General features: G+C 50.3%; 17 protein-coding genes and 3 pseudogenes. 4 read left to right on the forward strand and 16 right to left on the reverse strand.

All coding sequences use genetic code 11. The annotated features are described in order from the left end of the window. Positions 1-422 precede the first annotated feature (422 nt). Positions 423-1,718, forward strand: a pseudogene (locus tag ETF27_RS00125) (TraM recognition domain-containing protein); the annotation flags it as partial. 65 nt (positions 1,719-1,783) lie between these two features. Here ETF27_RS00125 and ETF27_RS00130 read toward each other — a convergent pair. The 14 genes and pseudogenes from ETF27_RS00130 to ETF27_RS00190 form a co-directional block, all read right to left on the reverse strand. After that, on the reverse strand, positions 1,784-2,785 hold the full coding sequence (locus tag ETF27_RS00130) for a nucleotidyl transferase AbiEii/AbiGii toxin family protein (protein ID WP_021825012.1): 1,002 nt from the start codon (positions 2,783-2,785) through the stop codon (positions 1,784-1,786). 2 nt (positions 2,786-2,787) lie between these two features. Continuing rightward, positions 2,788-3,456, reverse strand: a complete 669-nt coding sequence (locus tag ETF27_RS00135) for a DUF6088 family protein (RefSeq protein WP_021825025.1) — start codon at positions 3,454-3,456, stop codon at positions 2,788-2,790. A gap of 69 nt (positions 3,457-3,525) precedes the next feature. Then, positions 3,526-4,146 (reverse strand): RteC domain-containing protein, encoded by a 621-nt coding sequence (locus ETF27_RS00140; RefSeq protein WP_021825069.1) that lies wholly within the window; start codon positions 4,144-4,146, stop codon positions 3,526-3,528. A 239-nt stretch (positions 4,147-4,385) separates the two neighbouring features. Further along, positions 4,386-4,808, reverse strand: coding sequence for a dihydrofolate reductase family protein (locus tag ETF27_RS00145; protein ID WP_008653350.1), 423 nt, complete (start codon positions 4,806-4,808; stop codon positions 4,386-4,388). Positions 4,809-5,089: 281 nt separating this feature from the next. Continuing rightward, positions 5,090-6,412: a sigma-54-dependent transcriptional regulator gene (locus ETF27_RS00150; RefSeq protein WP_147785293.1), complete on the reverse strand. Its 1,323-nt coding sequence runs from the start codon at positions 6,410-6,412 to the stop codon at positions 5,090-5,092. Beyond that, positions 6,405-8,723 carry a hybrid sensor histidine kinase/response regulator gene (locus ETF27_RS00155; protein WP_004291467.1) on the reverse strand — a complete coding sequence of 773 codons (2,319 nt, stop codon included), beginning with the start codon at positions 8,721-8,723 and terminating at the stop codon, positions 6,405-6,407. Before ETF27_RS00155 ends, ETF27_RS00150 begins: the two co-directional genes overlap by 8 nt. Then, the gene (gene tet(Q) / locus ETF27_RS00160) at positions 8,723-10,648 is read right to left on the reverse strand and encodes a tetracycline resistance ribosomal protection protein Tet(Q) (protein WP_004291466.1); all 1,926 of its coding nucleotides are present in this window, start codon (positions 10,646-10,648) and stop codon (positions 8,723-8,725) included. Before tet(Q) ends, ETF27_RS00155 begins: the two co-directional genes overlap by 1 nt. Positions 10,649-11,307: 659 nt before the next feature. Further along, positions 11,308-15,270, reverse strand: a pseudogene (locus ETF27_RS00165) (helicase-related protein); the annotation flags it as partial. Positions 15,271-15,407: 137 nt separating this feature from the next. Continuing rightward, positions 15,408-17,025, reverse strand: a pseudogene (locus ETF27_RS11720) (N-6 DNA methylase); the annotation flags it as partial. Further along, positions 17,015-17,461: a DUF1896 domain-containing protein gene (locus ETF27_RS00170; protein WP_021825109.1), complete on the reverse strand. Its 447-nt coding sequence runs from the start codon at positions 17,459-17,461 to the stop codon at positions 17,015-17,017. The pseudogene ETF27_RS11720 and the gene ETF27_RS00170, both read right to left, overlap by 11 nt. 779 nt (positions 17,462-18,240) lie before the next feature. Beyond that, positions 18,241-20,400, reverse strand: coding sequence for a type IA DNA topoisomerase (locus tag ETF27_RS00175; RefSeq protein WP_021824923.1), 2,160 nt, complete (start codon positions 20,398-20,400; stop codon positions 18,241-18,243). Between the two features lie 84 nt (positions 20,401-20,484). Beyond that, entirely contained in the window at positions 20,485-22,083 is a 1,599-nt protein-coding gene (locus ETF27_RS00180; protein WP_021825017.1) for a DUF3945 domain-containing protein, read from the reverse strand. A 33-nt stretch (positions 22,084-22,116) separates the two neighbouring features. Further along, complete coding sequence (locus tag ETF27_RS11680; protein WP_021825123.1) at positions 22,117-22,473, reverse strand: helix-turn-helix domain-containing protein; 357 nt, start codon at positions 22,471-22,473, stop codon at positions 22,117-22,119. A 12-nt stretch (positions 22,474-22,485) separates the two neighbouring features. Next, positions 22,486-22,827: a helix-turn-helix domain-containing protein gene (locus ETF27_RS00190; protein ID WP_021824907.1), complete on the reverse strand. Its 342-nt coding sequence runs from the start codon at positions 22,825-22,827 to the stop codon at positions 22,486-22,488. Positions 22,828-23,041: 214 nt separating this feature from the next. Between ETF27_RS00190 and ETF27_RS00195 the strand changes: the two genes are divergently transcribed. Next, positions 23,042-23,326 carry a helix-turn-helix domain-containing protein gene (locus ETF27_RS00195; RefSeq protein WP_036906529.1) on the forward strand — a complete coding sequence of 95 codons (285 nt, stop codon included), beginning with the start codon at positions 23,042-23,044 and terminating at the stop codon, positions 23,324-23,326. Positions 23,327-23,367: 41 nt separating this feature from the next. Continuing rightward, complete coding sequence (locus ETF27_RS00200) at positions 23,368-23,619, forward strand: helix-turn-helix domain-containing protein (RefSeq protein ID WP_231369752.1); 252 nt, start codon at positions 23,368-23,370, stop codon at positions 23,617-23,619. A gap of 74 nt (positions 23,620-23,693) precedes the next feature. On the opposite strand, the gene ETF27_RS00205 is transcribed toward ETF27_RS00200, so the two are convergent. Together ETF27_RS00205 and ETF27_RS00210 are read right to left on the reverse strand one after the other, a co-directional pair. Continuing rightward, positions 23,694-24,068, reverse strand: a complete 375-nt coding sequence (locus ETF27_RS00205) for a hypothetical protein (RefSeq protein WP_036906423.1) — start codon at positions 24,066-24,068, stop codon at positions 23,694-23,696. An 11-nt stretch (positions 24,069-24,079) separates the two neighbouring features. Further along, on the reverse strand, positions 24,080-25,315 hold the full coding sequence (locus tag ETF27_RS00210) for a site-specific integrase (RefSeq protein WP_021824858.1): 1,236 nt from the start codon (positions 25,313-25,315) through the stop codon (positions 24,080-24,082). A 457-nt stretch (positions 25,316-25,772) separates the two neighbouring features. Here ETF27_RS00210 and holA point away from each other — a divergent pair, with 457 nt between their 5' ends. After that, a complete protein-coding gene (gene holA, locus ETF27_RS00215) occupies positions 25,773-26,798 on the forward strand; it encodes a DNA polymerase III subunit delta (protein WP_130829754.1) in 1,026 nt (341 codons plus the stop codon). Positions 26,799-26,859 lie beyond the last annotated feature (61 nt).

A 26,859-nucleotide genomic window follows, 5' to 3' on the forward strand; every position in this document is an offset into this window, starting at 1 on the left:
AATATCTGTCGGTCATGATACATCAGGTAGTTCATTATTAATGACTGAAGGATTACAAATCTCTCGCTGCTTTTTGTTTTATTTTTTAGTATTTCTAAAATTAGCAAATGTGTAAGTTTCATTTTTTTCTTTTTTAAAGTTATCAAATACAAAGATAAGAAAAAAGAAGCTTACACACTTTTATAGGACAGTACCAACAAAGCAGACTCCTTGGCGCACGATGTTTACAGAAGATAATAAGACCCGATTATTGGTACATGATAAATGTTATCGTAGTTATGTGTATAAGAAAAGAAGTAAATAACTTTCTGACTATGCGAATTTGCTATATAAAAGCAAGCCATAGTTTGCTTGAGCCGTATGAGGGGAAACTCTCATGTACGGTTCTTAGAGGGGAAAGCCCCCGAGAGGGGGCTGACCTACTCGATCCCGACCTCTCCATGATTGCCTACAATCATCTGCTCAACCACCCGGAGGGGTACAAGGTGAAACCGCAGTTCTACGTCATCAACTTCGACGACCCTCGCCGCAGCCACCGCTGCAACCCCATACACCCGGATTTCATGACCGACATTTCGGATGCCTACGAGAGTGCCTATACTATCATGCTCAACCTCAACCGCACGTGGGTGCAGAAACAGGGCGACTTCTTTGTGGAATCGCCCATCATCCTCTTCGCTGCCATCATCTGGTTCCTGCGCATCTATCAGGACGGCAGGTATTGCACCTTTCCCCATGCCATCGAACTGCTCAACCGCCGCTACGAGGATGTGTTTCCCATCCTGACGAGCTATCCCGAACTGGAGAACTATCTTTCGCCCTTCATGGACGCTTGGCAAGGGGGAGCGATGGAACAGTTGCAGGGACAGATTGCCAGCGCGAAGATTCCGCTCTCACGCATGATTTCGCCACAGCTCTACTGGGTGATGTCGGACAGCGAGTTCACGCTCGACATCAACAACCCCGAAGAACCGAAGATTCTCTGTGTGGGCAACAATCCCGACCGCCAGAACATTTACGGTGCGGCACTCGGATTGTATAACTCCCGCATCGTGAAACTCATCAACAAGAAGGGGATGCTGAAATCGTCGGTCATCATCGACGAGCTGCCCACCATCTATTTCAAGGGACTGGACAACCTCATCGCCACGGCACGCAGCAACAAGGTGGCGGTGTGTCTGGGCTTTCAGGATTTCTCGCAGCTGGTGCGTGACTATGGCGACAAGGAAGCAAAGGTGGTGATGAACACCGTCGGCAACATCTTCTCCGGGCAGGTGGTGGGCGAGACCGCCAAGACGCTTTCGGAGCGTTTCGGCAAGGTGTTGCAGAAACGGCAGTCTATCTCCATCAACCGTCAGGACGTCTCCACCTCCATCAACACACAGATGGACTCGCTCATTCCGCCGAGCAAGATTTCCGGCCTCACGCAGGGCATGTTCGTGGGTGCGGTCAGCGACAACTTCGACGAGCGCATCGAGCAGAAGATTTTCCATGCGGAGATTGTGGTGGACAACGCAAAGGTCGCCGCCGAGACGAAGGCCTACAAGCCCATTCCCGTCATCACGGACTTCACGGACGAGCAGGGCAACGACTGCATGAAGGAGAAGGTGCAGGAGAACTACAACCGCATCAAGGACGAGGTGAAGCTGATTGTCAAGGACGAGCTGGAGCGCATCGCCAGCGATGAAAGCCTGAAGCATTTGCTGCAGAATAAGTAAGAACGATTAAGGGAGAGCCAATCCTTCGTTGACTCTCCCTTAATCTGTATTTATAGCAGGGTTCCTTATCCCATTCCGTTGATTCGTTCATTCAATTTCCGAATCTTGTCTATCAGTTGGCTGAATGGCAGTGAATCACCGTAAATCATGGTTCCCTGCATCACCTCATAATCCTTCTTCCATTCCTCCACGATGTTTTCCGGCGGCACTATCCGCAAGGTGGCAGGCTGCAAAGTGTCATAGTCGAATCCTCGCAGACCGATAAAGGTGCGGCGATGGTCGATGACCGACTGATAGAGCGCTTTGTCCTGCAAGGCTTCCTCAGCAATCGGCGTATCCATAATCTGCCCGATGTCGTAGAGGTGTCTCGACATACGTTCGGTACGAATGTTCTCCTTCGGCTTGGCAAATTCCTCGTGCAGCAGGAACACCTTTTCAAGGAATGTGCGTTGTGGCAGCACGGCACGGACTTCAAACTCTTTTTCCGTGAATGGAGCCTTTGTGAAGACCTCGTCGATGAACGACCGCAATTTGACGGGAGTGACCGGCTCGCTCATGGAACGGCCGCTGACCTCAATGATAACCTTGGGACGGATATAGACGTTGTCGTCAAAAGCGGGATGATAGGCCACCTCGATGATTTCAGGGTCGGTCGTCGTCACGGGGGTGATGTTCACGGACACCGTAAACGCATCCTTGGAAATGCCGTCCCGGACGAGTTGTTCCGCCAAGTCATATTGCAGCCTTTCCCTGACAAACGAGCAGGAGGCACGGCGCAGTTTGTCGCTTATCTGAGTCTTCGACAGCTTTCCGTTGAAACCAAGATATTCACGGTCTATGGCAATGTCGGCATCCTCGGACATTCGGCTGATGAGATGCCAGCACTTGCTCAGATTGGTACCGCCCTTGAAGGAGATATGCTCCGCATAGGGCAAAGCGAACAATGCCCGCAAGACTGCCGTCACCCACCAGTCTTTCTCGATTATCTGAAGGTGCAACCCGTTCTCGGCTTGCACACGGCGTATGATTTCCTGTCGGTCTTTTACGGATAAATCTGCAAATTTCATAGCTATGAGAGTTTTTTGCGCACCCATATCGGTGCAAGTTGGATGTCTTTCTGATAGTCTTCCTCGGTCACATGTTCAAGATGTTTTCTGATAACGGCTATCTGTTCATCGGTCACGTTGTGTTCACCAATCTCGCGCATGGCGGTCACGATAAGCTGCATCAGGGTAGAGCGGAAAGCGAAAATACGCATTTCCGACGTATGCTTGAACAGGATGCCCTTGCCCTTCCCGATGGACACGCGACGCCCGGAACCATCCGTGACAAACACGACATTGGCCGGAATCTGGGTGGATAGTCCCAGCTTGTTCAGTACGTATGCTCCAGTAGGGGCAATCCTCACCTTGTCGCGCTTGGCGATAGCTTCGGCAATCTCTTCAATGGAGGGCGGTATGATGCCGCTGCCCCATTTTCTGTCCACTTTTGGATAGCAATAGATGCCCTGGGCCACACGCATAAGGTCGCCCGCACGGCACAGACGGACCAAGGCCGACCGTACCGCATCGGAAGATGCCGGGTGAAAGTCATCGGGAAAGAAGAGCCTTCCCCTTTTGGATTTCTCCACCCTTCTTTTTATCTCGTTATAAACGCTTTGTGCTGCCATTTCTTCTTTAATTTTGCCACAAATGTATAATAAATTTGTGACATAACCAAACGGATAGACCGTTTTCATTCAAGTACATACGTTTTTCTTGTCCTAAAACAATTATTGGGATAGGAAAAGCCGACTTTTATGTCCCTTTTACCTCCTCATCCGCTCCAATTCCTCATCCCGTCGAATCTTCTCATTGAGTTTCTTCTGCATCTTGTCGATGAAATAGGTACGGCTGGGATTCTTGCGCAGTTTGATGGCAGAGTAGTAGCGGTAGCACTCCTTGGTGTCAAGCCCGAAGAACTCGTAGAGGGCAGGGGCGAGCACCTTCAGGGGTGTCTCTCCGTTGTCAATGCAACCCATCTCGCTCAGCCCGTAAATCAGTTCCACGAGGTCGAGGGTGTTGCCCGTCCATTGCAAGGACTTTGGCGTTTCGCTTTTGGCGGCAGTAATATTGGTTGAATGGATGTTGGATGTGAGTGGTGGCACTTGGGGAGTGGTAAGGAACTTCTGCATCTTCCTCACGAAAGAAAGTGCCTTTCCGATATAGGCGGCGGCTTCCTTGCGTTCTTCGGATAACAGACGCACGGGGTGGTGTTGCAACTCGATTTCAATATAAGCCAGTGCGATGGCGGTATGGCTCGCATGGCTGCTGCCGCACAGTTCGATTACTTGGTTGGCGAAAGCCATATATGCCGTTTCCATATTGCAGTCTCCGGCTTCATTGATACGGCGGAAGAACTCGGTATCCGCCAGTAAGAAATAGTTCATGTCCTGTCAATTTTGAAATTTTACACTCTGTTTTCGGTATGCGCACATGAATAATATTGGCAAAAATCGCGACCAAAAAGCAAAAAATCCGGCACGGTATTTACAACGTACTGGATTTCAGTGCAATAAGAATTGATATTTTTTATCCGGCATGAATTATGGTCGTCTTAAAATGTTCTATTTCAGAACATTGCTTTATTAAACGGATTATAGAAATGTTCTCCTATGGTACATCCCGGCTATTTCATGGTTTCCATGCGTGTGTAGATGCTCCGGTACACTCCGTTGGAATAACTCTTTTGTGAGGAGAGTGTCCAGCGTGCTTCGGGTAGTGCCGACTTGAAGAAATGCCGTCCCGTTCCCGATATGAAAGGCACGGTATATAGGATAATCTCATCCACCACCCGCATACGCAACAGCCCGTTGATATAGTCCGAATTGTCGGGGGTGGCTTCTGCGAGATAGCAGATGTTGGTATTGTCTTTCCGCCATTCGTCCAGCATGGAGATGGAGTAGTCCGGCGTGACATGGTAAAGCGCGTTTTCCCTTATTTTGTCAATATCGCAGCGGTCAAGGCGTAAATCCTCATACGCTTTGCCATATAATTCTGAAGAATGACACCCGTCCATCGTGAGGACGGCAAGAATCTGAACTTTACCCATAGCCTTTTTCTTTCGTTGGGCAAGGAGCAAAAAAGTAGCGTGCAATCCACACTACTTTCAAGCGACGGCTCTGGTAAAGCCTTTTACGGAGAGTACGTGAATGCACGCTATGCGTAGGCATAGCATAAGCATCACGCAATCGTCTCCGTAGTGTCAATTTACCAGATTTTCGCTCGAAACGCCTTGCGGTCTTATGTTATATATCGGCGGCGAAAGGCTCCCCAATCGCCGTTTACCTTCAAATGTTCATGCAAAGATAGCTAAATTCAGTGAATTACCGGCTATGATTGCCTGAATTTGTATTTCAAGCCATACTCTTCCAGCTTGCTGTACAGCGTTGTACGTCCTATTCCGAGCAGTTCGGCGGCAACCTTGCGGTTACCGTTTGCCTGTTTCAACGCACGCAATATCCGCTCCTTATCCTCCGCGTCATTGCGCAAGGCGAAGCTGACAGTAGAGGTCGGTTTCGTCACGGCAAGTTCCAGATGCTCTTTCATGACAACACCTTCCTGCGCCTGCAATACAGCACCCATAACTTTCTGCCGAAGTTCCCGCACGTTGCCCGGCCATGCGTGTGTCAGCAACGCTTTACGTGCTTCGGAACTGAACCCGCTCACGCTACACTCCAGCTCTCTGTTTGCCATATCACGGAAGAACTCTGCCAGCGGCATAATGTCTTCTTGACAGTCACGCAACGGAGGAACGGTTATCCCGAAGTCGTGCAGGCGGTACAGAAGATCCTGCCGAAAACGCTTTTCATTCACCGATACCTCCAAATCTTCATTGGTAGCAGCGATGATGCGGACATTGAAATTCCGGTCTGCCTTGTCTCCGACCGGGCGATACCGCCTCTCCTGTATGGCACGGAGCAACATCTGTTGGGTTTCCAACGCGAGGTTTCCTACCTCGTCCAGAAACAACGTGCCGCCTTCCGCCTCATGGAAATATCCTTTCTTGGCATTGTCCGCACCTGTAAATGCACCTTTGACGTGTCCGAAGAAAGCCGACGGTGCAAGCTCTTTGGAGAGTGAACCGCAGTCCACCGCCACAAATGGCTTGCCTGCACGTTTGCTCTTGTCATGCAACAGGTGGGCAATATGCTCCTTGCCCGTGCCGTTCTCACCAAATATCATCACGCTCATATCGGTGGCGGCTACCAGCCTTATGCGGTGCATGATTTTCTGAAAGGCGGAACCTTCACGGGCGAATATAGGCATACGGCGTTGTCCTGCCTGACGTTCTTTCAGTATGGAACGGATCAGGGGGACAAGTTTATCCTCCACAAGCTGTTTGGGAATATAGTCTATCGAGCCGAGTTTCATGCTTTCCACGGCGGTATTAACTTCGGCGTAGTCGGTCATAATGATGAAGGGCTGCATCTTTCCCTCCTTTCGCATCCAGCACAAAAGGTCTATGCCACTGCCGTCAGGCAGACGCAGGTCGGCAACCACGATATCATTATCTGTTGCCTGTTGCAGATGTTTCTTCGCGGTTGAGAGGTGGTAAGCCTTCATATTGCGGTAGCCCTCCCGTGACAGCATATTGCAGACATATTCGCAATACACGATGTTGTCTTCCACCACAATTATTTTTGTCTTATTCATCTTCGTATTTTCTCCTTTCCTCTTCTGCCAACCGTATTATTTCCACTCCCTTATCCAGCACGGCAGTCACGGCATGGCTTAACGCTTCACCATCCGGGAGAGCATCGCCACGAAGCAATCCGTAAAGTACATTCAGCGGTTGGTCGGCACGGAGCACCTCCCACGAACTGCGCAGGTGGTGGATCAGGGAATCCAGCTTTTGCAGGTCTTTTTCTTTTGCTGCATCCCGTACCGCCTGCATTTCCTTTTCTGTTTCAGTTATCAACTTTTCCAGCATGACGGCTTCATTGCCATAGGACAATAAGGCGGAAAAGTCCGGTTTCCCGTCCGGTGTCGCTTTTATGGCACACCTGTCGGAAACCTCCATCAGTTCCGATATGGAGAACGGTTTGAACAGGCATCCGGCAAAGCCTTTTGCCAATAGTTCCCCTTTGTTACAACTGCCCGAAGCGGTTGCCACAACCACCGGGATTGTTGGTGAATTGCCCACGTTGGACGAACGCAACAGTTCCAGCAATTCGAAACCGTTTATATCGGGCATATTCAAGTCTGTCAGCAACAGGCTGTATTCTTTCTGGCGTATCATTTCCATCAGTGCCGCAGCATCGGTGCAAGTGTCGCAGTGTATTCCTTCTTGGGAATACATCTCTTTCAGCATCAGAAGTAATACCTCATCATTGTCAATGGCGACAACATCATGGAATTTATTGTTATGATAAACAGGTGTATTGCTTGTATATCCAAGCTGTTCTTCAGCTTCCTGCATAGAAATTTCAACTGTGAAACGACTGCCTTTCCCTTTCTTGCTGTCTAAACGGATTGTTCCGCCAAGCATCGACACAATATTACGCATTATGGCAAGCCCAAGCCCGAAACCCTCCTTTGCGGCGGCATTTGATAGACGTTCAAACGCACCGAACGCTTGTTTCTGTTCCTCTTCTGTCATGCCTGTACCTGTATCTTCAACGACCAGTGTCAGAACTCCATTATCATATTCAGTAATCAAAGAAACACCGCCTTCTTCTGTGAACTTGACAGCGTTTGACAGCAGGTTATTCCCGATTTGTATTATTCGCTCTTTGTCGGTCAATACAATGGCATCGTGTCCAGTCTTCACGGACAAGGACAGCCCTTTGTTCACGGCAACAGGCATGAACTCCGTTTCAAGTGTGTGCGTGATTGCTGAAATCCGGCAGGGTGACAGACGGGGCTGTTCCTTGCCGTTGTCCAGGCGGAAGAAGTCAAGCAAAGTGTTAAGCATATCCCGCATACGGTCGGAGGATTGCAGTATGTTTTGGATATACTGCCCGGACTTATCCTCACACTGTTCTTTCCGTATCAGTCCGGCATAGCCTGTTATTGCTGTCAGCGGTGTGCGCAGTTCATGGGTGATAGTATGTACCGCCTTCTTCCTTGACGTTATCAGTGCCTCGTTCCGTTGTACGGATTGTTCCAGTTGCCTTATCAAATCAGTTGTCTTGTGCTTGTATTGTTTAATGCTTTTTGCATCACGATGTATGATGATGTAGGAAATTAACAACAATAGAAGAACGAATCCCATTAAACCGCCTACTTGCATAAATGACTTTTCACGCATGGCAACTATTTCGTTTTCCCGGCTTTGCAGTTCGGTTTGTACCTTTTCTTCTATTTGGCAAATCAATTCTTGCAGTTGTCTGTTAAGTTCTGCATTACGAGCTGCAAGGCTGTCGGCTTGTTCCGACAATTGGCGATCCTGCACTTTCTGTTCGCTGATTACGTTTCTATTGACCGAATGAAGGATAGTGGTTGATACTGCTGGAGTTACTTCCTTTTTTTTGCCGAATATGCCTAAGAAACCTTTTCGTTTTGGCTTTTTGGACTGTTCCTGCACACTTTTCTGTACAATAACCGGAATTTGATTGGCTATCTTCTTGTTAATAGATTGTTGTTCATCCATTAACCGGACTATCTGGAACATCTGTCGTTCCTTATCCTCTAAAAGACTGCGCACACTATCGATGCGCTCTGCTGGATAGGTGGCCTTGAAACGGCAGAGCATACTGTCCATTGCCATACGCCGTGCATGGTAATGCTCGATATCTTTATCGTTCCATTCCAGTATTGTTTCACCCAATAGAGAAAATTTTATCATTTGAATATTGATATTGTTTATTTCTTTTCGGAGCTCGTCTATTTTTTTATTGCCAAGTTCTAATGCTTCTATCTCCTGCCATTCATAGAGGCTATTATATGCCATACATCCGATAAGAATGGAGATAAGTATATATCCCAACCGTATTGCCTTATAGAAATTTCCTGACCGCTCCATTATTTTAATGACATTGATTTTTGGAACATGAATAAAAGTTTATCTTTTTCGTTCATGCGGATATTATCAGAATAACCGTCTTTTGTTATTTGATACCCACATGGCTTAACCATAAAAATGCCTAAGCCCTTAGTGTACGAACTTACTTCTGAGGCATAGTCTTTACTTGTATTTAATGGAACTTTCCCTTTAATATGACACCACTCATTATTACAACTGATGTCTTCAATCTCAGACATCAGTTTTTGCAAATCTGTAATAGCTTTGGAACTCGCTACTTGGGGTATCTGCAACTCAAAACAGAGCATCGGTTCGAGAATGTCCACACCTGACTGTTGCAAAGCCAGCCTGAAGACATAAGGGGTCAGCTGTCTGAAATCAGCAGGTGTACTTACCGGGCTATAATACTCGGCTTGAGTAAAAGTTACTTTCAGATCTGTCACTTCCCATCCATGTAAACCAGATTGGCAAGACATACGAATCCCTTCAAAAACGGCATTTTGAAAAGAATGGTTCAGATAACCATAGGAGATGTCACTTTCGATTTGCAACCCTGCCCCTAACGGTAAGGGTTCAAGAGTCAGCCCTATTGTGGCCCAGTAAGGGTTGGGTGGTACTTCGATCTGAATAATCTTATTGACCTTTTTTATAGGTCGTTCTTTGTAGATAGTCTTGATCTCATCAAAATGGACCTTTACGGAAAATCGTTCTTCCAGCAATGTCTGTATGATTTCCTTTTGGGTCAAACCATATAACGAGATTTCCAATTCATCACTATATGAGTTTATGGAAAAGGACAAAGACGGGTCTTCAATCCACAATGTATTCAGAGCGGATATCACCTTGCTTCTCTCTTCGGGCTTATTTGGCCGGACGGAGGATTTGAGAGCGGGATGCTGATGAGATAATCCTTGAATCAAACAAGGTTTAGCACCTAAATAATCTCCGATTCGAAAATCTTCTATATCTTCTACAATCGCGATATCATTGGCACCCACTTCATCAACATTTATCTCTCTGCCCTGATAAATAGTCTTTAGATTTTTAATCTTGATGAATTTTTCCGAATCGTTGATTCTTACAACGTCTCGAAGTCTCAGACTTCCGTCAATTATTTTAAGAAAACTTCTTTTATGCCCTTTGGGGTCATGCTCTATCTTATAGAGATAAGCTGAAAGTCTGTTTGAGACTGATGCCGGAGGAAGTATAAAAGAAGAAATGGCGTCCAACAACTCATTGATACCGATATTGAACATTGCTGATCCATGTAGCACCGGATAGACTTTGGCTTTTGCCACAAGAGCGATTATCGTATTCCAATAATCAGCCGGTGAAATTTCGCTATCCGCCAAATATCGTTCTAATATATCGTCGTCATGGTTGCATACAAATTCTTTGTATTCTTCCTTTATATATGTTTGGGAGCAAACCGGATAAACCGATCCATCGACAACAGTTTGCATAAACAGGACATCTTGCGACAGATTTGTTTTTATATCCATATACAAACGCTCCAAATTCACACCGGCACGGTCAATCTTATTGATAAATATAATTGTCGGGATTTGCAGCTTTTGTAAAGTACTGAACAGCAACTTTGTCTGCGCTTGTATGCCTTCCTTTGCGGATAAGATGAGGACTGCTCCATCAAGCATTTTGAATGTCCGCTCCACTTCCGCAATAAAATCCATGTGTCCCGGAGTGTCAATGATATTGCATTTCACTCCATTCCAGATAATAGATGTCGTAGAAGCCCGGACAGTAATTCCTCTACGTTTCTCTATATCCATAGAGTCCGTTATGGTGTCACCATTATCCACACGGCCGCACTTTTCCGTTGCTCCACTGGCAAACAGCAGATTCTCGGTTACGGAAGTTTTTCCTGCATCAATGTGAGCAAGAATTCCTAAATTTATAATATTCATTTGGATTAAGCAATAATATACTACAGTAGATGCATTGTCGAAACGCACCTTTTAATACCTCCTCGTAGCATATGAGAACTACAGGATTACTAACTCGTATTAATATGTATATTATTACTGCCGCATAACGATTACAAAATTACACAAAAAAATATATCTAACAAAAGTGGGAGGATTTTTTAACTTTTTTTACCATAGACATTTTATTAGGGAAGCGTAGGTTCAACTGGCAAGTACAAATAAGTAGAAATGTTTGAACAACACCGTTTTAGGAAGTTGAAAAATCAAGTTTCTCTCTCGGTATAGCGTTTATTTTGGCCAATATCTTCTTTAGTTTAGCATTTGTGTATTTCCCATTCGTGTTCTATTTAGCTCCTTATTATGAGTATGTAGCAAGTTACTTATCAAATTCAGCCTCTTTGAGGGTCAAATATGGTTTTGCAAATGGTGACTGACAAGACATAAACAAGGTCAGCAGGAATTTTTTACATAAATGGACATGAATGTATATAACCTAAAATAAGAATAAATTTTAATAAGGGCTGCCCAAAAAGAAAAAAATGCAGTTGCCATCCTATAGATACTTGCAGAAAGGATAAAATTTACTTTTAGACCTTTTGGGATAGCCCTTATTAATACTTCAGATAAAATTCCTTAGGTTATATTTTCAATCCTTTGGACCGGGTTTCCTCCTTGGCATACAGTCCCGGACGCCCGATTATGACATGGTTGGCAACGATACTATCCGCCGGACTGCGTATCTGCGGCGGTGCATTTTCGGGATATTGCGCCTGCCTGTTCCTCACATCTTCCGCTTCCGGCTTGAGCTGTTGCCCTTCATTCTCCTTTTCTGCGACTTCGGGCGTGGGTGGCGCAAGCTCCAGCTGAATTTTTCGGTCAAGGGCGGCAAGTTCGGACTTCAACTGCTTCAGCTCGTCCTCCTTCTTCCACACCTTACCCGCTATCTCCTGTAACTGCGGTATCTCCATCTCCAGCACCTCGTTCTTCGCCTTGTACTGGTCGATGATGGAGGGTATCCTCTCCATCGCGTTGAGGAAGTTGCGGGCGGCGGCCAACGGGTCAGCCATCGCCAGATGCCCGTTGTTGTAGGTGTACTTGTAGTTCCCCTCGACCACGAAGCGGTTGTCGGTGAACTCCAATCCCTCTTTGAGTATCCTTTCGCTCACCACCTTTATCGGAAAACCGTAAAGTTCACCGACCTGCGTGTACAACCCTCCGGTCGTGGCATTCTTGGCTATCTCCTGCAAACGCTTTCCGATGACCTTCTCATCGGCGGAATCCACTCCGTCCACCTTTATTATATTAAGGCGGTTGCCCTCCTTGTCGGTCTGCACCACCGACAGGAAGCGGTTCCAGTCCTCCGTCATGGCATCTATGAAAGCCGTGTTGTTGCGCAACTCGCCGGTCTTTGACTCCAGCTTGAACTCCGAATCACGCTTGCCCTTGTTGAACGACTTGCGTTCCCCTTCGAGCGATGCGATCCGCTTTTCCAGTTTCGCCTTGTCCAACAGGTCGGTATTGCCGGAGAGCAACGCCATGTATTCCGAGAAATTCATGCCCGATTTCTCGTCCATCGCCCCCTCGTCAATGGTACGCGCACCCATCGCGCCGCTTTTGAGCTGGCTTATGAAAGTCTGCTTGCAGTGCAGGAGGTTGAACTTGTAGCTGTCCAGCGACATCTCCACCGCATAGATGATTACATCCACGTTGTTCCCGGCGAAATGCTTGGCTATCTCATTCCCGGCTCTAACTCCGCGTCCGTCACGCTGTTGCAGGTCGGACGGTCGCCACGGCGTGTCCAAATGATGGATTGCCACACACCGTTTCTGTGCGTTTACACCCGTACCAAGCATACTCGTGGAGCCGAACAGCACACGCACCGTTCCGGCATTCATGGCATCTATCACCGCCTTGCGAGCCTTGTCGGTCTTGCACTCCTGAATGAAGCGCACCTCGCTTGGCGGTATGCCGTAATCCTCCGTCAGCTTGCGCTTGATTTCCGAATAGACGTTCCACCCGTCGCCCGGCTGGTATGTCCCCAAGTCAGAGAAAACGAACTGTGTGCCTTTCTGCGCGTCGTATTTTTGGTAATACTCCGCGATCATATTGGCACAGTGGCTCGCCTTGTTATCGGGGTGGTCTTCATAATTCGGATCTATCATGCGCATGTCGAGAGCCATCTTGCGGGCGTAGTCCGTGGCGATGAGCATCTTCGCCTTTTCTTCCGTTTCCGAAAGCGGCAGCCTGCCCAACAGGGTAGCGTCGCCTGTCTTGGCGAACTGCATCAGCTTCTGTATGAAGTCCTCCTGTTCCGGCGTGGGCGGTATGTGGTGCAGTATCTCGTTCTTGTTGGGACGGTCCACGCCCACATCTTCCGCCGTGCGGTAGTCCGTTATTTCGTTATAGAAGGCGGCAAGTTCCGGCACTTTGATGAAGTAGCGGAAACGCTCCTTCTGCACCACGTTGTTCGTCACGTTAAATTCAAAGTCCGTCGTCTTTTTGGCGAATATCGCCGCCCAAGCATCGAAACACCGGATGTCCTGCCGTTCCAGCTCCTTCGGACGCAGGTACTTGAACAGCAGATACAATTCAGTCAGCGAGTTGCTGATGGTCGTGCCCGAAAGGAAGGTCGCTCCCAAGTCCTTGCCTGTGCGCTCCTGTATGGTACGTATGGCAAAGAGCATATTCAGTGCCTTCTGGCTTCCCTCGCTGTTTCCCAGCCCCGCCACACGGTCGTGGCGCGTGTTGAAAGTCAGATTCTTGAACTGGTGCGATTCATCAATGAAGATGTGGTCGATGCCCATCTGCTTGAAGTCCACCACGTCATCCGTGCGCGATCGAATGGCGTGTTCCACCTTCTCCAGCTTCGCTTCAAGGTTGTGCTTGCGCTTCTCCAAACCTTTCAGCATCGCCCGCGACACGTTCTTTCCCTGCTGGCGCAGCACTTCGAGGTTTTCCTCCACCGTGTCAAGCTCCGCTTGCAGGATGCGCTGCTGCAACTCCGGCGACTGCGGTATCTTGCCGAACTGGTCGTGCGACATGATGACACAATCGTAATCGTTGTTCTTGATATTGTTGAAGAAGTGCACACGGTTGGCAGTCGAAAAGTCCTTCTCCGAAGCGTACAGAATACGCGCGTTGGGATATGCCGCCTGATAGGTGGCAGCAATCTCCGCAACATTGGCTTTCAACCCGATAATCATCGGCTTATGCGCCAAGTTCAGACGCTTCATCTCATGCGCGGCGATGCACATTATCAGCGTCTTGCCGGTTCCGACCTCGTGGTCACAAATTCCGCCGCCGTTCTGTTTCAGCATCCAGACGCAATCCATTTGCGAGGGATAGACACTCTTGATGCCCCGGCTTGCCAAGCCTTTCAGATTGAGGTCGGGAAAAGTCTGGTGCGAGCCGTCATACTTCGGGCGCACAAAACAGTTGAACTTGCGGTTATACATCGTCGTCAGCCGTTCCTTGAACTGCGGCGACTGCTCTTCGAGCCATTCGGAGAAACCGTTTCGTATCTCGTCAATCTTGGCGTTGGCGAGCTGTATTCCCTCGCTGTCGCGCACCTTGATGTCATTGCCATGCTCGTCCTTGCCGATGGACTTCATCATGTCGGGGCAGGTGTTGTGCAGAGCGTGCTTCAGGAGGTGCATACCGTCATAGTTCCGGTAATACCCCTTCACCAGAAACTCGTCCGTGATTTTCATGGTGCGGTAGCCGCACGCCACCGAAAACTCGTCCATGCTGGCGGAGTAGGCGATTTTCACCTCAGTGTCGAACAGATGGCTCATGTAGGCGGCATAGACACCCGTCGGAATCCAGCGTTCCCCGAAGTTGAAATCAAGGTCTTCAAAGGCGATGCGTGGCGGTTCGGCATCTTTCAGAGCCTCCAACGCCTGCTTCACCTCCGGCATACGTTCATTTTCGGGGTTTTCGCCCATCCATGCCTCTATGCGTTCCGCCTTCTCTATCACGTTCCCGGCGATGAAGCGGTCTTTGATCTCGTAACCGGTCACGAGCGGATTATAATAGATGCGCCCTTGCAAGGCAGTGAGCAATTCCTCCGCCGTGCTGTCGGTTATCTCCCGCATATAGTCGAGATTGACCGTACCGAACTTGTTGAGTGATGCGGAGAGGGCTTCTTCGGGAGAGCCTACGTTGGCATGGCTCTCCACCGCAAAGGAAACAGGACGCTCGAAGATGTCCGCCTTGACGAACTTTCCGTTCTCCGCCCGTTCCAACGAAAGGATGTCACGTCCGCCCGCGTCCATCATCACCAATTTCACGTTCTGCTTGGCGTTGAGGTTGCCGTAGCGCATGACAAACTCATCGTAACAGGTGTTCAAGTGTTCACGCCACGGAACATTCGCCTCGCGCCGGAGCGATTCATAACGGTACAGACGCTCGTAGGCATCACGCAGGGAGATGTAGAGCATCAGTTTCTCTTTCTGAAAGCCATTGAGGTCAGCGGGATGGAACATCCCTCCGTAGGGCGTGAGGTCTTTCAGATAGCCCACGTTTCTTGACGCATCGAGCACGATGGAGCCTTTACGGTGATGGGGCTCCAGCGTGCGGTCGTAGGGATGCGGAGTGAGGTCAAGCGGTGGCTGCTTTACCTCTGCAGGCTTCGTCTCAGCTTCGGACAACGGCTTTATCTCTCCCATGGGAGGGATGAAGGCGGGATTAAGCGTATCAGCCACGCCCAGTCTCTTCAACTGTTCCTGACGATGGCGTTCCGCCTCCTGGCGCAATGCCACACGCTTCTCCGGTGTCAACGTCATCATGGTCTCATAGAAACCATTGATAGGCGGGTTGTCCTCCCAGTTGATGTCCGCATAGATGTCGCCCGGCAGGGTCTTCTTTTCTTCTTTGTGGGCATCGTCTGCATTTTTCTGTGAAGGCTGCAATGATTCACCATCCTGCTTCTTCGGCTTCTCCGCACGGGCAGGTGTGGGATGATTCCCCTTTTGTGCCTGTTTGGCGACAGCAGACTTCTTTTTGTTCTTCGGGACAGGCTTCTCTTGCGGAACGGTGTACTCCCATAGGTCGAAAAGGGTAAGCTGTACCGCCTTCCCCTCAGCAGAATGATCTATTGAGGGTTGTTCTTTCGGAGACTCTGTAATTGTAGGGACTTCTTCCGCTATCTTGGTTTCCTTGGTCGCAGACGGAATGGCTTGGGTTGGTATCTCCTCCGCCATACCCTTATAGCGTGCCACGTCCAACCGTGCAGCCAAATCGGCATCAATCCGCTTACGCAAATCCTCGGCGATTCCCGTCACACCGCCCTCATATAGATAGAGCATCGCAGGTTTCCCGTATGGGTCGGTGTCCAGTTTGGCACTGGTGTGTATGACCAACTCGGGATGTGCCAGCAGATAACGGTTGGTCGTCACGTGGGTATGATTGTCCTTCACCGTCTGTGTCAACAGTTGGTCGTCCTCCGTCAGTTCTTCCTTGCGGCTGTTCTTCTGAAGGATGATCAGGTCGCAGCCCACCTCGGTGTTGGCGTTCTCCGTGAAGAGGTTGTTGGGCATTCGCACCACCGACAACAGGTCGGCATTCCTCATCATCAGAAAGCGGGTGCCGTTGTTGCTCTCGCTGTCCAGCACGCCCTGCGAGGTGAGGAAGGCGACGATGCCGCCGTCACGTACGGCATCGAGTCCTTTCAGGAAGAAATAGTTATGTATCTTCTTCGCCGCTGCCCGGTGCATGAGGGAACGCTTCTCATACTCCGCATCGAATACGGCGATGTCACCGAAGGGGATGTTGGACAGGGCAAGGTCGAAATGGCCGTTGAAGGGTTTTTCTATTTTCTCAAAACCTTCTACACGCACTTTCCGGTCGGGATGAAGATGGCGGAGCATCCTGCCCGTCAGCAGGTCCTTCTCGAAAGCCATCACATCGGCTTGGGGTGCGTAGCGCAGCATGGAGTCCACGAAAGCTCCCATGCCTGCCGATGGTTCCAGCAACCGTACGGGCATGATGCCGTGCCCCGCAAGCACGCCTGCGAGGGTATCTGTGATTTCCTTCGGGGTATAGAAGGCCGTGAGCACGGAGCCTTTCAGCGAATCAACATAACGCTTGTACTCCATCTCGTTACGGCTATTCTCACGGATAAGGCGGTGGAGTTCCGCCGTGGGTGCAAAGAGTTCGAGGTCGGATTTCGCCCAGTGGACGGCATCCGTCAGTTCCTTGGCGGGATTAAGAATGCACTTCAAGCCTCCGAAGCCGCAGTACCTACGCAGTATGTCGCGCTCGGCCTCGGTGGGGGTGCGCCCTTCCCGGTCAAGGAGGAATGCCGTCCGTATCGCCTCGATATTGTCCCTCAGTCGCTGCTTGCGGTTAAACGCCATACTCGGCCAGATAGAGTACGACAGCTCCCGTCAGTTCGCTGTACAGCAGGTCATAGTCCAACGACTGGGCGAAATGGTCGTCAGACAGGTCGTAGATGGAGAATACGTTGTCCACTAAAGGCAGCAGTTTCGTGGTAAGGGCTTCCTGCCGCGTTTCGGGGATCTCGTAGGCAAACTCGTTCGTGATGACCTCACGCAGGATGGCGTATCTGGAGTGGTGCAGCCCTTTCAGCAGGGTCTGCATCGCCAGTTCCTGCGCTCCCTCGATGGGATAGCCCTCACGGCGTGCCTGTTCGTAGGCGGTTGCGGCCAGGTCGGCACGGGTCTCGATGAAGGAGGCATCATCGGCCTGCTCAAAACGGTTCTCTTGAAGGTGTTTTTGCAGATAGAGGTGGTAGTACGACAGCTCTTTCCGCTTTTTTTCGTTCTTGTTCATGTCTATTCTTGGATTATAGTGGTGAATACTAAATGTCGGGATAGAAATCGGGTAGGTCGGAAAACGGAGTAAGTTTTCTGACCTACTTTCGTTTTCCTTCCTCCCACACCACCGTACGTGCCGTTCGGCATACGGCGGTTTCGGGCTTATCTTGTCCCTTTTGGACTCCGCATATTGGACATCGTCACTTCTTCTCTATTGTCGGGATACGCCCTATCGTCTTGAAAAGAGAGTTCCTCTTCGGTCATCTGACTACTACAGTTTCCAAATACACAGATTGTCTTGTGAGACAATGCACGATTCGGCCCTTCGCCTTGACCGTCACGCGGTCGGCTACTTCGGCCTCTGCTGACTCCTCGACATTCGTTGTTACTATCCTTGCGGACTGCCGAGGCCTCGCGGGGTAAGCCATACATCTTTCCTCGTTTACCTGCATGGTTTACGCAACAAGGTTACGGTTGCCTTTAGGAGCTTCACTGTCTTTAGCCAGCTTGTCCGCTTGATGCGCCTTAGTACCATGTTTCTGTTCGTCAGGCCACGATTTCGCTATTGCTTCTTCTCTCCCGAGCGTCACCACTCGAAACTTGCAAGTCGCTATGGGGTTCGTTGGCAACTACGCCCCGCGTGGACTTTCACCACAGATGTATGACATGCCCGTCATACGAAAAAAGCACTCCGGGTATCCCTCCCGAAGTGCCACCACTAAATCCAAAGTAAATCAGTCCGGTCTTAGAAGAACAAGAACGATTCGACTTTGATTCAGTGGCGAAGGTACTCATTTATTTCCTCTTCGGGGAATATTTTCCCTTGTTTTTCACTTCGGGGAAGACAAATACCGTGTTGAAGTCGGCATCAAAGGCGATAATGGCATCGAAACTCTTGCCTTGCTTGCTCTTGAAGCCTTTCAGCAGGGAGGTCTTCCCGGCGGTGAGCAGTTCTTTGACTTCCTCGTCCTTCAAGTCACGGTTGGCTTTCTGACGGAACACGGGCAGACCGCATTCTGGATTGTCGCAACGCACCACCTTGCCGTAGAACTGCATCTGCCCTTTGCCGCACTTGGGACAGGTGCAGCCGGAGGGCTTGTGCCCGAAGATTTTGTCGCAGGAGAGCAGTTCGGCGGTGATTTCCGTGGTGTATCGCTCTATATCCTCATGGAAGGCGAAAGCTTCCTTCTCCCCACGCTCGATGCGTGCCAGTTCACGTTCCCACTCTCCCGTTAGGGCGGCATCGGCGATGCGCATTCCTTTCACTACGGAGTAGAGGGCCAGCCCCTTCTCGGTGGGTACGAGCGATTTCTTGCAACGCTGCACATAGCCGCGGGCAAAGAGGGTCTCGATGATGGCGGCACGGGTGGCGGGAGTGCCGATGCCACATTCCTTCATGGCCTGGCGCACCTCCTCATTCTCCACGTCCTTGCCTGCCGTTTGCGTTCCGCCAAATCCGGCTGCACTCGGCATATCCAAACAAGTTTGGTTCTGCTCTCGTTGGCACGGATTTTCCATCGCTGAGAGCAGGGTGGCTTCGGTATGCAGGGGTTTTGGCTTGGTCTTACCCTCGGTGAGACTGATGCCGCATACGGCAAGGGTGTCGCCGCTCTTCCAAGGCGGAAGTACCTGCTCCTCGCTCTCTTCGCCCAGCACGGCACGCCATCCCGCCTGACGGATGACGCAGCCCTTGGCGGCAAACTCCGCCTCGCCACTGAGGGCGGTGACGGTGGTGAGTTCCTTGACGCACTTGTCGGAAAAGGCTTCCACCATGCGCCCGGCTATCATCTGATAGACGGTGTTGTCCTCCTTGGAGAGAAAGAGGGGCTTCTCGCCCGTGACGAGCAGGGCGTGGTGGTCGGTCACCTTGCTGCTGTCCACGCTGCGGCGGGTCAGCCTGTCTCTGTGGGGCTCCTTGCCAATCCATTCGGGATAGCCGCCCAGGAAGGCGAGCAGCTTGGGGATTTCGGCAAAGACATCTTCAGGGATGTAGCGGCTGCCGGTGCGCGGATAGGTGATGAGCTTCTTCTCGTAGAGCTTCTGCGCTATCTCCAGTGTCTTCTCCGCCGTGAGTCCGTGCTTGGCATTGGCTTCCTTCTGCAGGGTGGTGAGGTCGTAGAGCAGCGGCGTGTCCTCCACCTTCTCCTTGCACTCCACCTTGGTGACAAGCAGGGAGGACTGCGCCTTTACCTTATTATATATATGCTCCGCAGGGGACTTCTCCTTCCATTTCTCCACGGAAGAGAACTTCACCGTCTGTTCCCCTGTGCCATCCGTAGATAGATGCACCTGCCAGAAGGCTTCGGGCGTGAAGCGTTTGTGCTCCCAGTAGCGGGCGCACACCATAGCCAGCGTGGGTGTCTGCACACGTCCGAGGGAGTAGGTGCCCCTGCCTGCGGCGATGGTCATGGCCTGCGTAGCGTTGATGCCCACTAACCAGTCGGCCTCGCTGCGTGCCTTGGCGGCATGATAAAGGCGGTCGTAGCGGTTGCCCTCTTCGAGGTGGCGCAGCCCCTCACGGATGGCTTTGTCGGTGAGTGAACTGATCCAGAGGCGTACAAAGGGCGTGCGGCAGTCCAGGTAGCTGTAGAGGTAACGGAAGATGAGCTCACCCTCGCGCCCGGCATCGGTGGCCACTACAATCTGCTCACTCTCTTCGAAGAGTTTGCCCACTATACGTATCTGCGTGACGACGCTGGGTTCGGGCTTGTAACCCTTCTCCGTCTTGGTATGACGGGGTTGCAGGGTAAAGGTGTCGGGCAGTATGGGCAGGTGCTCACGGGCGAAGCCGTGGATGCCGTAGCCTTCGGGCATGGTGAGCTGCACCAAGTGCCCATAGGCCCATGTGACGGCATAGCCGTTGCCGGAAAAATAACCTTCTTCTCTCTTGGTCGCGCCCACGATGCGGGCTATCTCACGTGCCACGGAGGGCTTCTCTGCGATAATGGTCTTCATACTGATTTACTTTTTTTCTGTTTTTACCTATTGTTTCTATTCTCATGTTCGGGATAATGATGGATTTAGTGGTGGCACTCCGGCTCATACCTTCATGCCTTTGCTCTTGCGTTTTTCCTGCTTCTGCTGGACATCATCCTTCGGGGCGGTCTGCCCCTTCTGCAGCGGCTCGTTTACATTTTTGGTCGCCTCGTTGGTCTTGCCCTGACTGTTGACGGCTACCTGCGTGCGGCTCTCGTTTGCTGGAGCTACCTTCTGGGCATTATCAGGATTGGTGTCGTAGCGATAGGGACGGCCTTTCTCGGGATTGAAGCGGAGGTACATGGTGGAGGGTATGCCCTTGTCGTCGGGTACGTTCTCCAGCTTGACGGTCTTGCCCGCCACGTAGTCGGCTTTCTGCTCCTCGGTGAAGGGCACACCCTTCCACTTGGTGATAGGGCGGATGCTGCCATCCTCGTTGGTCCATGTATTGCGACGTTGCTTGCCGGGTTCCTGTTGCGGTGCTGACTGTTCCACCTTTTGGGATTCCTTGTTGCTCTGCTCCTCCACGGTACGGGGCGACTTACCCGTGCCGGGCACGAACTCCACGCCTCGCTGCTCCACGTTCACCTGCAGGGTGGTGACGAACTTGCGGCCGTCGTTGCGCTCGATGAGCTTGTCCTTGACGGGCAGTCCGGCACGGAGCATCTCACGCTCCCTAGGGGTGATCTCCGTCTTGCCGATACGTTCAGGAATGCGGATGCGGGCGGCGGGCATGTCGGTAATCTCGTTGGTCTTGCGGTCGATGCTGATGAAAGAAGGGGTTATCTCGCCCGTGGCCTTGTCCACCAAGTCCACGATTCTTCCGAGGTTGCCTGTCTCCTTCAGGGCTTTCTTCTCTTCCGGGGTGAACTTGTGACCCTTGTACTCATCGAGCTTCTGCTCCTTGCGGATGAAGTGGGGAACGAGACGCACGTTGCCGTCGTCGTCCTTGCGGAAGGAGAGGCGGGCATCGAGGCTGAACGACTCTCCTCCGAAGTTGGGCGTGACACGCACGAGGTCGGACTTGCCGTAGTTAAGCATCTTCTGCAGGTCACCGGACTGCTCCAGCTCCTCACGCTTCACGCCCCAGTTCTTTTCCAAAGCCTGCCAGTCGATGCGGCTTTCGTCGATGGGCTGGTAGCCTTGCTTTTGCTTGTTCTCTTGTTTGTTCTCTGGTTTGTTCTCTGGTGCGTTCTGCTGCACGTTTTCCTGTTGTTTCTGTTCCATGTTTTCTTGTTTTTGGGGTTCTACATTGTTTGTCTGATTCTGTTTTTTCTTCTGCTCTTCCTGTGCCTTCTGTTCCTGCGCCACCTGTTTTTCGTAGGCAGAGGTATCCACTTTGTGGGGTGCGAGCAGGTCGGCATTGGCCACGGGGTCTTTCAGCAGTTCCTTCATCACGCCGAGCAGGTTCTCCGCCTGGTCTGCCGCAATACGGTAGAAACCGAATCGGCTAGGTTCCTTGCACTGCCGAAAGAAGTTGCGGAAGAAATTGTCGAGCACGTCGCCGTTCTTGTCAAACTGCAGAAAATCCTGTGCGTTCTCCATCTTTGGCGGTGTGCGTCTGGGGGTGCCGTCCGCCTGTAATCCGGCCACCACGCTGATTTCGCCCGTCTTTTCATCACGGACTATCAGCACGTCTTTTTCGTTTTTTTTCTTTGCCATCTTGATTGACTTTTAATTGTGATACATTGATTGTTATCGGATGCGGGCCTTGTAGTCCGCCATCTTCTCTTTCTGGAAACAGTCAATATGCTCCGAGAGGAACTTCTCCACGTCCGACTCCTTGTAGTAGGTCTTCTGCCGGAGCATGAGGTAGGGCAGGATGCCTAACGTGCGGTAGCGTTGCAGCGACCGCTTGCTCACCTGTAGCATCAGGCAGAGGTCCTGGTTGTCGTAGAGGCGTTCGCCGTTGTACAGCTTGCACTCCGTACCTTCCTCCGTACCTGCCGACTGCCGCTGGCTGCGGTATAGCAGGTCGTCGAGTATCTTCTCGTGTCTGTCAAGCCGCTCCATGAGGAGGTGGAACAGCCGCTCTATCTTGTAGGTATCCATTTTCTTGCCCTTTTATGTTTTCTTGCCTGTCCTTACCATATACTGCCTGTGCAGCTCACCGATGCGCTCTGCGTTGCCGCTCATGGAACACTCCTTCATCATGCGCTCCACATCCGTGAGTCGGTAGCGGCAGGTACGCCCCATCAGCGAGAAGGGGATACGCCCCTCGTCACGATAGCGTTGCAGGGTGCGCAGGCTGATGCCGAGCAGAGCGGTCACCTCCTTGCTGTTCAACCACCGTTCCTGTGGCTGCACGGGCTGTCTGTCCTCATACTTGCGGATGTGCTCCGCTATCTTCTCGATGTGTCCGACCAGTTCCTGAAAGGCGGCACTTTCTATCATTATTACGTTCATAATCAATACTGTTTTTTCTTGTTTCTGCTGCAAAATTACAGGGTATGGAAAGGGTGAACTTATGACTCATAGATGACTCATAGAAGATTTTCTTGCAACTGGCTTTGGATGGCTCAACCATCGGTTCCACATGCTGCCACCTGCGCTGGAAATGAGTGGTTTTAGGAGGTCGCAGCGTAACTTTGCACCGATAATCACAGCAACACTCAGAATCATGGAAGTAGTAATCATTGAAAGAAAGGCGTTCGAGGCACTGATGGCGGATGTCTCGTCGCTGACGGAGAAGGTGAACCGTCTGTGCGGTCGTGAAAGCGACAGGCGCATGGCGAAGTGGATGGACAACGAGGAGGTATGCCGGTTGCTGCGCCTTAGTCCGAGAACCTTGCAGACGATGCGGGACAAGAGATTGATTGCCTGCTCGCAGATAGGCAAGAAGTTTTATTACCGCAGGGAGGACGTGGCCAGCCTCGTCATTGACAGTAAGGAGGCCAGCCTATGAAGCAGGAGATTCTCACGCTGGAGCAGGGACGTGTGGCGGACATGCTCCTCTCGCTTAAAAACAGCCATCGCAGGATAAACCGCTTTCTGCAGGAATATACTCCTCCGCTGAACGGTGACCGTTACCTGACGGACAAGGAGGTGGCGGAAGCATTGAAGGTGAGCCGCCGCACCTTGCAGAACCTGCGCAACAACCGTGTGCTGCCATTCATCCTGTTTGGCGGCAAGGCACTCTATCGGGAGTATGACATACAACGTCTGCTGGAGGCAAACTACCGCAAGGCGGATGTATAGGAACGAAAAAGACGGACGGGCAACCCTGATGATAGGATTGTCCGTCCGTCTTTTTCGTTTGTGATGTCTGTCTTTCAGTTATTCCCAGAAGTCCACAGGGGAATGATGATGGCTTGGTGTTTTTCTCTTCCCCTTTCTTTTGTCGCTGTCTCTTTCAACCACTTGCGGAAGGCGTGGGCATAGAAGGTGTTAGCCCGATAGGCCAAGGCGACAATGATGTCCCAGTGGTAGATGTCCACGGAACAGCCCTCCGCCATGCTGATATACTTGCACACCTCATAGTCCACCAACACACCCGTCTTGCGGATGCCCTTTATCTCCCTGCCTACGGTGGCGGCAGGGAGGTTGAACAGGTCGGCTATCTCGGCGAGGGTCATCCATACTTCTTCCTGCGGGTTGCCCTCCATGCGCACGTGGCCGTGCTCGTCTATTCTGATAGTTCTTCTCATGGCGTTCCGTGTTAGATGGTCTGACAAATGAACTGCTCCATGGACTCTATCTGCTTGGACAGGCGTTCCATGTCGTTGCTTACCTTCTCGGCGGTAATCTTCGCATAAATCTGCGTGCTGCGGATGCTGGTGTGACCCATCATCTTCGACAGGGTTTCAATCGGCACGCCGTTGGAGAGGCAGATGGTGGTGGCATACGAGTGGCGGCTCTGGTGCCAGGTGATGTTCTTGTTGATGCCGCAAAGTTTGGCTATCGCCTTGATGCCGTTCTTGCAGTTCCCATAACATGGGACGGGCAACAGCCGTCCGTCTTCTGCCATGCCGCTGTACTTCTCGATGATGTGCTTGGGCACGTCGAGCAGGCGGATGTTCGACTCCACGCCAGTCTTCTGGCGGTTGGTCTTTATCCACAGGTGGCCGTCGAAGGAGGTCTGCAGGTTCTCTTCCGTCAGGTTGTACATGTCCCGCCAGCTCAGTCCCGTGAAGCAGCAGAAGATGAAGAGGTCCCGGATAAGTTCATAGCTTTTCTTCTTGAACGTGCCGTTGATGAGTGCCGTAATCTCCTCCTTGGACAGGAAGCCACGCTTGGTCTCTTCCTTCGTGATGTGGTAGGCATAGAAGGGGTCACGCGCCAGCCAACCGTTGTTGATGGCGGTGAAGATGATGCTGCGGAAAGGCATCATGTACGACCACACGGTGTTGGTGCAGTGGTTCTTCTCCGTGCGGAGGAACAGCTCGAAGTCGGTGATGAAGGCGGGTGTCAGCTCACGCAGGGCGATGTCGCTCATCTTGTAGCGCTGCTTGATGAACTCCGACAGGTGGTTATATACCACGCAGTATTTCCAGTAGCTGCGCTCGCTCTTCATCTTGCCTACCTGCTTTGCATAGTCCTCGTTGTGCTGCTTGAACACGGCCAGCAGGGTCTTGTGGTTCTGACCCAGCCCCAGATAGGCGTTGCGCACCTTCTCCGCCGTGACATACCCGTCGGTGTCGCACACTTCCTGATACGCCTTGTTGATGCCAAGCCGTATCTTGTCCAGCATACGGTTGCCCTCCTGTGCCACGAGGCTGCGGCCTGTCAGCTTGCCCAGTTCCACGTTCCACATCTTTTCCTCCACGTCCAGCTTGCTGCTGAACTGTGATACCTTTCCGTTCACCGTGATGCGGCACATCACGGGAATCATTCCGTTCTTTTTCGGCGCGTTGCGCTTGAGGTAGAACAACACCCTGAAAGTGCTTCTGCTCATACTCTACGTTTTTTAATTGCAAAATTAGTTTCTGTAGAGCTGAAAGGCTGTAAGCAAACCGCAGCACATCGGCGCAATCGCATCCGCTTCATGTCTTTTTCGTCCTTTTCCCGCAGGCAACATCAGATATTACCCTAACTTTACCTCCCGAAACGCTGTATTCCGATAGTTTACAGCCATTTCCTCACGGTCTTTTCAGACCTCTTCGACAGCGAAAAGAGTAACGGGATAGTAACGAAACTCTTGCTTCAACTGACTTTTTGTGGCATCTGTTGTCTTCACAGAAAATCCAACTAAATCAATTAATCCGCTCATTCTCATAGATTTTTCATCATTCTGCCCTCATTCTCAGTTTTTTGTTATATCTTTGCATGAGATAAAAACCCACTTGAGAATTTGTAAAAACCTACAAGTGAAAAGGATATTTATCGTATTTGCAAAGTTAATAAAAAAGTCCATGCCTGCCAAACAAGGAATGACATTTCAGACAATCATGAACGATCTGAAAGCTCGGAAGTTCTCACCTATTTATATTCTCATGGGTGATGAATCTTATTATATCGATCGCATTTCTACCTATATTGCAGAGAATGTCTTGAATGAATCCGAGAAAGATTTTAACTTAACTGTTTGTTTCGGGGCTGATATAAATGCTGCCCAAGTAACCGATATGGCACGTCGTTTTCCGATGATGGCAAAATATCAAGTCATCATCGTAAAGGAGGCGCAAAATGTTCGTTCCTTGGATGCTTTAGAAAAATACCTCAGAAAGCCTGTTGATTCCACAATTTTGGTTTGGTGTCATAAGAATGGAACAATTAACGTTCGAAAAAAAATTATTTCATTGGCGCAGGGTGTCGGAGTGGTTTTTGAAAGTAAAAAACTACGCGATTATCAATTAGCAGATTTTATACAAAAATATGTTAATAATAAAAATATCTCTATTGATGCTAAATCCTGTGGAATGATAGCTGATTCTGTGGGAGCAGATTTGAATCGGTTGACGTCTGAACTTGATAAGGTTATCATATCCTTACCGGAAATTGATAAACGAATAACACCTGAAAGAGTGGAACGAGAAGTTGGCGTGAGTAAAGAATTCAATAGCTTTGAGTTGAGGAATGCCTTGATAAGGAAAGATGTTTTTAAAGCTAATCAGATTATGAACTATTTTGACAAAAATCCTAAAGCAGGCTCTTTGTTTTCTTTTCTTCCATTGTTATTTTCTTTCTTCCAAAATCTGATGATAGTACATTATTTACCACAAATTAAATCAGAGAACAATATTGCAAATGCATTGAAATTGCGTTCAGCTTGGTCGGCAAAAGACTATATTATCGGACTAAGAAATTATACACCACGCAAAACAATGGAAATTATTTCTAAGTTTCGTGAGATAGATGCAAAGAGTAAAGGCATCGGAAATCCTAATATTAGCACTGGAGATTTGATGAAAGAGCTCATTTTTTTCATTTTGCATTAAGAAAATCTACGATTTTTCGCGTTTTATAGTAGAAAAATAGCCCTAAACTTGCAAGATTTTA

It is taken from the genome of Prevotella brunnea (genome assembly GCF_008016795.1).
GTDB classification, from domain to species: Bacteria; Bacteroidota; Bacteroidia; order Bacteroidales; family Bacteroidaceae; genus Prevotella; species Prevotella brunnea.

Bases quoted from the DNA above. Each gene is read 5' to 3' on its own strand.
- ETF27_RS00195 (WP_036906529.1), top strand. From the start codon at position 23,042: ATGGAAGTAGTAATCATTGAAAGAAAGGCGTTCGAGGCACTGATGGCG.
- ETF27_RS00130 (WP_021825012.1), bottom strand. From the start codon at position 2,785: ATGAAATTTGCAGATTTATCCGTAAAAGACCGACAGGAAATCATACGC.
- ETF27_RS11680 (WP_021825123.1), bottom strand. From the start codon at position 22,473: ATGGATACCTACAAGATAGAGCGGCTGTTCCACCTCCTCATGGAGCGG.
- ETF27_RS00175 (WP_021824923.1), bottom strand. From the start codon at position 20,400: ATGAAGACCATTATCGCAGAGAAGCCCTCCGTGGCACGTGAGATAGCC.
- ETF27_RS00200 (WP_231369752.1), top strand. From the start codon at position 23,368: ATGCTCCTCTCGCTTAAAAACAGCCATCGCAGGATAAACCGCTTTCTG.
- ETF27_RS00150 (WP_147785293.1), bottom strand. From the start codon at position 6,412: ATGAATAAGACAAAAATAATTGTGGTGGAAGACAACATCGTGTATTGC.
- ETF27_RS00190 (WP_021824907.1), bottom strand. From the start codon at position 22,827: ATGAACGTAATAATGATAGAAAGTGCCGCCTTTCAGGAACTGGTCGGA.
- holA (WP_130829754.1), top strand. From the start codon at position 25,773: ATGCCTGCCAAACAAGGAATGACATTTCAGACAATCATGAACGATCTG.
- ETF27_RS00180 (WP_021825017.1), bottom strand. From the start codon at position 22,083: ATGGCAAAGAAAAAAAACGAAAAAGACGTGCTGATAGTCCGTGATGAA.
- ETF27_RS00140 (WP_021825069.1), bottom strand. From the start codon at position 4,146: ATGAACTATTTCTTACTGGCGGATACCGAGTTCTTCCGCCGTATCAAT.
- ETF27_RS00205 (WP_036906423.1), bottom strand. From the start codon at position 24,068: ATGAGAAGAACTATCAGAATAGACGAGCACGGCCACGTGCGCATGGAG.
- ETF27_RS00170 (WP_021825109.1), bottom strand. From the start codon at position 17,461: ATGAACAAGAACGAAAAAAAGCGGAAAGAGCTGTCGTACTACCACCTC.
- ETF27_RS00135 (WP_021825025.1), bottom strand. From the start codon at position 3,456: ATGAAAACGGTCTATCCGTTTGGTTATGTCACAAATTTATTATACATT.
- ETF27_RS00145 (WP_008653350.1), bottom strand. From the start codon at position 4,808: ATGGGTAAAGTTCAGATTCTTGCCGTCCTCACGATGGACGGGTGTCAT.
- ETF27_RS00155 (WP_004291467.1), bottom strand. From the start codon at position 8,723: ATGGAGCGGTCAGGAAATTTCTATAAGGCAATACGGTTGGGATATATA.
- ETF27_RS00210 (WP_021824858.1), bottom strand. From the start codon at position 25,315: ATGAGCAGAAGCACTTTCAGGGTGTTGTTCTACCTCAAGCGCAACGCG.